General features: G+C 44.5%; 1 protein-coding gene. It reads right to left on the bottom strand.

The genetic code is table 11. From position 1 onward, the window contains the following. On the bottom strand, positions 1-4,668 hold a 4,668-nt coding region (locus HRU21_11640), incomplete at both ends, for an amino acid adenylation domain-containing protein (protein NRA42941.1).

Consider the following 4,668-nt stretch of genomic DNA (forward strand, 5'->3'; position numbering starts at 1 on the left):
AATTTGATAGGCATTGTCAAATAGTGGGTTGTTACAACTTATGATGCGCATGCGCAGCGCAGCGCAGTGTTGTACGATAATATCTAAAGCCTGCTGAAGAATATCGGCATCAATCAGCTGATTACTGTGTTGTACCCAACCTAGATAATTTTGCCGGTTGTCGGGCTTGACCATTTGGTCGATATACATATCCCGCTGCAGCGGTGTGAGTGGTAAAATACTCTCTAGCTGTTCATTGTTATAACCTAAAGAGCTTAAATGCAGAGATTCTAGCAGCTGATCTTGACTGGCTAATTTGAGACGCTTGACCGGTATGTCAGCACTGTCCATAAGCTCAGCTAGAAGATGCTGGTAACAATCCACCCATTTAAGCATGGTTTGTTGGTTAAATAAAGCCGTATTGAATTCAAGCGTTAGCGTAATATCTTGACCATCATCAAGAAAAGCCCAGATTTGCTCATATTTGGCATCGTTATGCGCAAGCGTTAAGGGTTCTACCGTCGGTGCATCTTTGATCTGTGCTTGTAACTCTGATAATTGTTGCAGTGGCGACAGTGTTTGATGAATATAATTAAAGCCAACCTGAACCAGTGGCGCATGCGCCGCGTTTTGCTCAAGCTGCAAACGCTGTATCACCTGCTCGAAAGGCGCGTCCTGATGAGCAAAAGCGGCTAATACTTGCTGCTTACAATACCGTAAATAATCATGACTAGTCGGATTGTCATTGAAGTCTGCACGCATCACTAAGGCATTGATAAAAAAGCCCAGTAGCTGCTCGGTGCCGGCGTGATGACGGCCTGCCAATGGCACTCCGATACATACATCATCTTGGTTAGCCAAGCGGCCAAGAAGTAGCTGCTGTGTCGCTAATAATAAAATAAACGGCGTCAAACCTTCATCAATGCAAAATTGACGAATCTTTTGGCTTAGCTTAGGCGCAATGGTTGATACGATAATATCACCATGGTGTGTCAGCTGTTGCGGCCTTTGGTGATCGGTGGGTAGATTTAATATGCTCGGTGCATCAATCAGTTGCGCCTGCCACCAGTCAAGTTGCTGCTGTAAAAAATCACTGCTTTGAATTTGCTGCTGCCACATCGCATAATCGGCATATTGAATCTTTTGTGCCGGCAACAGTGGTTGCTGTAAATTCGTGAACTGTGCATAGCAGTGTAATAATTCTGTCACCAGCTGCTGCAAAGAAATCGCGTCAGCAATAATATGATGCAGATTAATCAGCACATAATACACATCGTCGCCGCTTGCTTGTGTTTGCTGCCACAAAGAAATGCGGATCAGGCGTTCATCCAGTAAATTAAACGCAAGCTGACTATGCTGCTGCAAAAGCGTAATAATACTCTCATTGCTTATGTCAGCGTCAAGGCTAAGAATCGTGCTGTCGTTAAAATCAAACGGCCATCGCGATGCAGGGTGAATAATTTGCGACGCGCTGTCACCCGCTTGTGTGAACGTTGTGCGCAACAGTTCGTGGCGTTCTAACAGATAGTTTGCAGCTTGCTCAAGCGCCTTGAGGTCAAGCTTGCCACTGATTTTTAATGCGGTAGGAATATTATAATTAGCAGCTTGCGGCTCAAGTTGATAAATAAACCACAAACGCTGCTGATTAAATGATAGCGGGATGTCAGCGATGGAGTTTCGGTCAATGGCCTGAATACTTGGCAGAGCCTGATTGGCATCAGCTTGACTGAGTTGCCTCTCTATCAAATCCGCCTGCGCTTGAATCGTTGGGTATTCAAATAATTGATTGAGCAATAAGCTAACTTGGAATTCAGCCTCGATGGCGGCCAGTAAACGAATAGCCAATAAAGAATGGCCACCAACATGAAAGAAACTTTGGTTGGTGCTAACAGCATCGGTAGCCAAAATGCTACACCATATGGCATGTATTTTTTGTTCAGTCTGGTTGGCGGCGGTGACGATGGCTTTCTGTTCAGAAGCAATATCGATTGTTGCTAGCTGTTGTTTATCAATTTTGCCATTATGGCTAAGCGGCAAGGTTTCTAACCAGGTATAGCTGGTGGGTAGCATATAGCGCGGTAAACGCGTCGCTAGTTGTTTAACTATGCTGCTGTCGTCAATCGCCTGTTGAGTATCGGTGCTGTAAAAAGCCGCGAGCTGTTGCTCAGCGCCTTCACCCTTAACGATTATGCAGCTTTCACTGATATGATTAAGCTGCTGCAGGGCGTGCTCGATTTCGGCCGGTTCGATTCTTAAGCCGCGTATCTTAATCTGCTCATCGATACGTGATAAATATTGCAGTCTGTGATCGTCAATATATTTGACTCGATCGCCGGTTTTATACAGTCGATGAATATTGCTTACATTGACGTCCGCTGACGAAATTAACGGATGTGATAAAAAAGCTTGCTCGGTTTCTAATGTGCGATTTTTATATGCTCTGCCGACACCAAAGCCTGCAATATACAACTCACCGATACTGCCATGTGGCACAGGACGCAAATACGGATCTAGCACAAGTAGTTGTGTATTGCTGATGGCACGACCTATCGGTATGTCGCGTGAGAAAAGTTGCCAGTCGGTATCTTGGTCAATAAATTCGACGCTGCAACCAACAACCGTCTCGGTGGGACCATATTCATTAATAAAGTATGCACTGGGCAAGATTGCCGCGAAATTTTGCAAGCCTGAAGTCGTTAACTGTTCACCACCGATAACAAAGGTATGAGCTATTTTACAGGCAGGCTGATCGCTATGCATACTGGTCAGCAATTCAATATGCGCCGGTGTTAGTTTAAATAAGCTAGGCGTCGAACTATTAAAAATCTCTTGATAAAGCTGTGTAAAACGATCGTCATCTTGAGCAGTAAACAAACAGGGGAAGCCATGCAATAAACCGCTATATAGCGAAGTTATGGTTGCATCAAATGAAATACTGCTGCTTACCACGGATTGCGTAGCGTGTGGGTAATAATAGTTGCTTGCAAATTGTAAGTAGTTATCCAGCCCCAGCTGCTCGATTTCGGTGCCTTTAGGCTGGCCAGTAGAGCCCGAGGTATACAATATATAGGCGAGATCGCCAGCGTGAATAGGCCTTTCGGGGTTGTCTGATGAAAATTCTGCCAGCTGCGGTTTGAGCATATCTATATTGACAGCGATGGCATCAAATATTGCCCCTGAGCTAAACGACTGATTATCAACAAAATCTGCGGTTGCTGCAGAAGTGATCACCGATTTAGCTGCACTATCGCTGAGCATAAATTCGATGCGCTTGGCGGGAAGGCCGACATCGATAGCTAAAAAATGCGCGCCAGTTTTTTGTGCCGCTAGTAGCGCTATTAAAAGCTCCGCTGAGCGTGGTATGCAAATGGCGATACAATCTTCGGCTGATAATGCCGTGTGCTGCTGCAGTAAATAGTGAGCGAGCTGATTAGCTGCTTGGTTTAGGGCATTGAAATCCAGCCGCTGCTTGCTATCGATTACCGCGACTTGCTCGGCGTGTAACTCACACAGTGACTCAAAACGCTGGATAAAAGGCATGAAGCTGTAGTTGCTAAGCTTATCCCAATGTTCATTGTTGTTCTGAATGCTGTTGATCTCAGCTGCAGGTAATGGCAATGAGTGCAAGGCTTGCTCGGCATGATTCAGTAAAAGGTCAAAGCTGCGCTTCAGATCATCAGCAAATTTTTCAATAAACGCATCACTGAATAGTGCAGTTCGATATTCAAGGTTGGCTTTGATGTTATCGGCCTGATCAAGCACGTTTAAAGTGAGGTCAAATTTTGCGCTATTCAGTAACGATAAGTCGTCGATACTTTCTATGCTTAGAGGGCCTGTTAGCATAGTATTTGAAGCAGCTTGACTATTGGCCTGCAAAACCAGCATGACGTTAAATAAAGGTGTTTGGTTTAGCAGCCGTGGAATATCCAAGGCATCAACAAGGTCTTCAAAGTTAATCGCTTGATGAGCAAAGTCATTTAAATTATTGCCGGTGACCTGCGCTAGTAGCTCGCGAAAGTTGGAGCTTTGATCAATTTCCGTGCGTAATGCTAAGGTGTTAGCGAATAAGCCTATCATTTCCTGACTGGCTAACTGCTCACGATTTGCAACCGGTGAACCTAAGGTGATGTCATTTTGCCCACTATAGTGCGCCAGCAATACGCAGAAGCCTGACTGCAATACGTTGAATAGACTGGTTTGTTCAGCATGTGCAAACGCTTTTAAGCGAGCAGTTAATTCTTTCCCAAACTCAAACCCCAGCTGTTTGCCGTTACTGTCAAGATGCTCAGGTCTGGTAAATTGAAAAGGGAGCTCAGTCAGTTGGCTATTTTGTAAACGCTGTTGCCAGTATTCAAGTTGTTGATGATCCGATGGCTGCGAAGTAAGAGTCCATGCATAGTCTTGGAATTGGTAAGCTAATGGTTTAGGTTTTTCTGCAGCAAATGCATAGTGCTGATAAAAGCCAATAAGATCTTTAATGAATATATCAATCGACCAGCCGTCCGCAATAATATGATGAAAAGCAAACAGTAAGGTATAAGAATGATGTTCAAGCTTATCTGTGTCAATGAGCTGAAATCTTAGCAGTGGCTCTCGATCAAGTTGAAAGGGTTTAAGTAAAAACTCAGCTGCATGTGTGACTAAACTATTCTGGTCTTGCTGCCAGTTTAGGTATTCAAAGCTAACATG

This window comes from Pseudomonadales bacterium (genome assembly GCA_013215025.1).
In the GTDB taxonomy this organism is placed as follows: domain Bacteria; phylum Pseudomonadota; class Gammaproteobacteria; order Pseudomonadales; family DT-91; genus DT-91.